This window comes from Neoroseomonas rubea (assembly GCF_016106015.1).
Classification (GTDB): Bacteria; Pseudomonadota; Alphaproteobacteria; order Acetobacterales; family Acetobacteraceae; genus Neoroseomonas; species Neoroseomonas rubea.
In genome coordinates, this window is the sequence record NZ_JACADQ010000375.1 from 1 (window position 1) to 3,969 (window position 3,969).

The 3,969-nt window shown below is 71.8% G+C and carries 4 protein-coding genes; 3 read left to right on the forward strand and 1 reads right to left on the reverse strand.

All coding sequences use genetic code 11. The features are described from left to right. Nucleotides 1–42 precede the first annotated feature (42 nt). Nucleotides 43–1,338 (reverse strand): glycosyltransferase, encoded by a 1,296-nt coding sequence (locus tag HW577_RS22085; protein ID WP_332837781.1) that lies wholly within the window; start codon nt 1,336–1,338, stop codon nt 43–45. Between the two features lie 266 nt (nt 1,339–1,604). Here HW577_RS22085 and HW577_RS22090 point away from each other — a divergent pair, with 266 nt between their 5' ends. The 3 genes from HW577_RS22090 (at nt 1,605) to HW577_RS22100 (ending at nt 3,817) form a co-directional block, all read left to right on the forward strand. Next, entirely contained in the window at nt 1,605–2,033 is a 429-nt protein-coding gene (locus tag HW577_RS22090) for a PaaI family thioesterase (RefSeq protein WP_198378273.1), read from the forward strand. A gap of 87 nt (nt 2,034–2,120) precedes the next feature. Beyond that, nucleotides 2,121–2,825, forward strand: a complete 705-nt coding sequence (locus tag HW577_RS22095; RefSeq protein WP_198378274.1) for an isochorismatase family protein — start codon at nt 2,121–2,123, stop codon at nt 2,823–2,825. Further along, nucleotides 2,822–3,817: an asparaginase gene (locus tag HW577_RS22100; protein ID WP_198378275.1), complete on the forward strand. Its 996-nt coding sequence runs from the start codon at nt 2,822–2,824 to the stop codon at nt 3,815–3,817. Before HW577_RS22095 ends, HW577_RS22100 begins: the two co-directional genes overlap by 4 nt. Nucleotides 3,818–3,969 lie beyond the last annotated feature (152 nt).

Sequence of the window (3,969 nt, forward strand, 5' to 3'; positions counted from 1 at the left end):
CGCGCTGTCCCGCGCTTCATCGTTGCAGCATCGCGCGAAGCCTCAACGGGCCGCGACCGGCTCGGCCGGCAGTCGCTCGGGCTCGCGCACGCCTGCGGCATCGGGGCGCCGCGTGGCGGTCGCGCCGGCATGGCGCCGCGCGACCGCTTCGAGCAGCCCGTCGACCGAGGCGAAATGGTCGTCCCAGGAGGGCGGCGACCAGCCGCGCAGGCGCGCGAGCTGCGCGGCGCGTGCGCGGCTGTCGGGGGCGGCGTAGTCGAGGATGCTGCGCCGCCAGCCCGCGCCGTCGAGCGGGTCGAGATATTCGGGCACGGCGCCACCGACTTCCCTGAGCGCCGGCAGGTCGGAGCAGATGGCCGGCGCGCCGGCGGCGAGCGCTTCGGCCAGCGGCAGCCCGTAGCCTTCCGCGAAGGAGGGGAACAGCAGCGCGCGGCTGCCCGCGACGAGCGCGGCGACCTCCGGGTCCGGACGCGTGCCCAGTTCCTCGACCAGGCCGCGAAGCAGGGTGCAGCGCTCGAGCAGGTCGAGCACATTCTCGTTCTCCCAACCCCGGCGGCCGACGATGACGAGGTGCGGCGCGGCCGGGCCCCATTTCGCGGCGAAATCCCGCCAGAGATGGAGCAGCAGCATGTGGTTCTTGCGTGGTTCGATCGTGCCGAGCACGACGAAATAGGGATGGACGCGGCGCGCGGCGGTCGCCGTCGCGGACGGCGGCGCGATGCCGAGCGGGGCGACCGCGACGGGTGGGACGGCGCGCGGGCGGACCAGATGCGGGCGGAGCGAGGCGGCCGTCGCCTCGGAATTCACGATCACGCCATCCGCCAGTGCGGCGACGGTGGCGAGCCGGCGCAGGTGCTGCATCGCCACGCCCGGCCGCGCATATTCGGGATGCGTCGCCGGGATCAGGTCGTGCACGAGCGGGATGAACGCCGCGCCAGAATCGCGGATCGCCGCGATCGGCCCGGGCTGTTCCATCAGGCGATGCGAGACCAACAGGAACAGGCTGCGCCGCTGGCGCGCCAGCGCAGCATCGAGACGCCCCTTGCCCCGCCCGAGCGCCACGCGGGCCACGCCGAGCCGTCCGATCAAGCGTGCCCGCCGCGCCGCGGCGGCATCCGCGCTGGCCCAGCCGGCCTGCAACGCCGCGGCGAAGTCGGCGACGAGGCCGCGCGGCAGAGCCGCGTAGCCACCCCAGGGTGCGCGGGCGCAGAAGGTGACGGCCGATTCCGGCTCGGCCAGCCAGCGTGCCGCATAGGCGGCTTCAACCCGGTCGATTCCCGACGGCGCCCGGCGGCGGCCGCAAGCCAGGAACCGGGACACGTCCAGCACTACGTGCACGGCATCACCATTCTTGGCCGACCGTGCGGCCGGCATGTTCTTGCCCCACGCGCCCCCGCAGCCTGGTCCACGACTTCGCCCTTCTGTTCCGCCCGTTGCGGGCCGGGGCGTCGGGTGCGGGGTCGGCGGGTGACCTCACATGCTTCGCAGGATCATTCGGTGCGACAAAGCAACATTCCCGTGTGGTCCTGCCGGCCGGGCCGGCCCTGGCCGAGCGGCGCGCGGCGCGCCAGACTTGAAGCACGGCATTCTGCGGCGGGGAGCACATGGGAATCTGGAAGCGCGGCACCGATCCGGCGGAGATGGGGGCACGCTTCGCGGGCAGCCTGCCGGGCCTGTTCGGAATCCGCATCCTCGAGATCGGGGAGGATTTCATCCGCGCCGAGATGCCGGTCGATGAACGCCACGCGCAGCCCTTCGGCATCCTGCATGGCGGCGCATCCGTCGTGCTGGCGGAGACGATCGGCAGCATGGCGTCCAACCTGACCCTGCCGCCCGATCGCCAGGCGGTGGGGCTCGAGGTGAACGCGAACCACATCGCCTCGGTGCCGAAGGGGGAGACGGTGACGGCCACCTGCCGGCCGCTGCATCTGGGCCGCACCACGCAGGTCTGGCAGACCGAGATCCATCGCGCCGACGGGCGTCTTGCCTGCGTCTCGCGCCTCACGACCGCGGTGGTCGAGAAGCGGGGCTGAGGTTGCCGCGCGGGCGTCTCGCGGATAGCGTGCCGCCCCGGGGAAACGCGACCTCGCCGGCCCAAGCCCGACAGGGGGAGAGAGCCCGTGCATCCGCTGAACATACCGCCCGAGATCGCCGCCCGCGTGGAGGCGCGCTGCGGGCGCGCGCATCCCTTCGAGGATCTCGACCCGCGCCGGACGGCCTTCGTGGTCATCGACCTGCAGGTCGGCTTCATGGACCCGGCCATCAGCCATGCGTATTGCCCGATGGCCGAGCGCATCGTCCCCGCCGTGAACCGCCTCGCCACCGCGGTGCGGGAGACGGGCGGCGGGGTCTTCTGGATCCAGAACACGCATGACGCGTCCTGCGACGAGACCTGGACGGTGATGCAGCGCATGGCGACGCCGGCCGCGCGCGCGCGTCGCGTCGCGGCGATGAGCGAAGGCTCGCCCGGGCATGCGCTGTGGCCGGCGCTCGATGTGCGGGCCGAGGACGAGAAGGTGCTGAAGCGCCGCTTCAGCGCCTTCATCCAGGGATCGTCCGACCTCGCCGCACGGCTGCGCGCGCGCGGCTTCGACACGGTGCTGATCGGCGGCACCGTGACCAATGTGTGCTGCGAGAGCAGCGCGCGCGATGCCATGATGCTGGACTTCCGCACCGTGATGGTCGCGGATTGCAACGCGGCGAACAGCGATGCCGAGCACAACGCCTCGCTCGCCGCCTTCTGGAACATCTTCGGGGATGTCATGACGACCGACCATGTGATCGAAAGGCTGCGCGCGGGCGCGGCGGGGCAGCGCGCGGCATGAGCGCGAAACCGAAGGTCGCCATCATCGGCACGGGCGGCACCATCTCCTCGATGGGCAAGGGGCCGCTCGAGCTGATCGACTACGCCTCGGCCGGGAAGGTGCTTGACGTGAACGGGGTGATCGCGCGGGTGCCGGAACTGGCGCTCGTCGCCGATGTCCTGCCCGTTCCCTTCCGCGCCATTCCCTCGACCGCTGTCGGTTGGCCGGAATGGAAGGCATTGCTGCACATCTGCGACCGGCTTTCGGCCGAGCACCCGGATCTCGCCGGCATCGTCGTGACGCATGGCACGGCCTCGCTCGAGGAGACGGCCTATTTCCTCTCCCTCACGCTCAAGATCCCGCAGCCCGTGGTGGTGGTGGGCGCGCAGCGGCCGGCTTCCGCGCTGGCGGGCGACGGACCGATGAACCTCGTCAATGGCTGCCGCGTCGCGGCCGATCCGCGCGCGCGCGGGCTCGGCGCGCTCGTGCTGCTGAACGACGAGATCCAGGCGGCGCGGGAGGTGACGAAGACCTCCACGCTGCGCATGCAGACCTTCCGCACGGCGGATTTCGGCGCGCTGGGCCATGCCGATGCGGATGAGATCGCCTGGTATCGCCGGCCGCTGCGTCGCATCGCGCCCGACACCGAATTCGATGTGCGCGGGATGGACGCGCTGCCGCGCGTCGATATCGCCTACACCTATGCCGGGGCGGACGGGACGGCGATCGAGGCCTTCGTCGCCGCCGGGGCGAAGGGCATCGTCACCGCGGGCTTCGCGCCGGGCTACGTCACGCCCGCGATGTCGGGGGCGCTGGCGGATGCGGTGAAGAAGGGTGTGGCGGTCGTCACCTCCTCCCGCGCCATGTCGGGGCGGGCGGCCAAGACGACGCGCAACGCCGCGCTCGGCTTCGTCACGGCGGACAACCTGACGCCGCAGAAGGCGCGGATCCTGCTCTCGCTCGCGCTCGCGCATGGGATGACGGATCTCGAGCGCGTCTTCGCGACGTACTGATGGCGCAGCGGGGAGAAGGGAACTTCTCCCCCCCTGCGTGACCTATCGACGTCGCTGCGCAACGCCGACCGGACCCGCCACCCACCCCAACCGTCCCTGGAACCTTGGCCATCGGATCCCAACAGACAGAAAAGGGAGGGGGTTCGGGGGAG